This window comes from Achromobacter sp. SIMBA_011, assembly GCF_046535435.1.
Classification (GTDB): Bacteria; Pseudomonadota; Gammaproteobacteria; order Burkholderiales; family Burkholderiaceae_B; genus Achromobacter; species Achromobacter dolens.
On record NZ_JAWRWN010001005.1, the window covers coordinates 1 to 247 of the forward strand.

General features: G+C 40.9%; 1 protein-coding gene. It reads left to right on the forward strand.

The window, feature by feature from the left end; translation table 11 throughout:
* Positions 1-39 precede the first annotated feature (39 nt).
* Positions 40-247, forward strand: a 208-nt coding sequence (locus SB816_RS34050) for a DUF3880 domain-containing protein (protein WP_410548505.1), incomplete at its 3' end; no start/stop codon positions are given.

Sequence of the window (247 nt, forward strand, 5' to 3'; positions counted from 1 at the left end):
TATACAGATGTGTCAGCCAGCTGTGCACATGATGCACACATGATTTTGACAATTGACGAAGGCACACTGCCTTTTTATAAACAATTAGGTGTTCATCACGCACACTACTTTCCCATTCCGACAAATACACGTGTATTTCAGAAAAAAATGCCGCCAGCAGATTCGTTCCTCTATGATATTGCATTGATCGGTTATCCTTATCCAAATCGCATCAAATCGATCCGTGCACTATTGCAACAGCACAAAT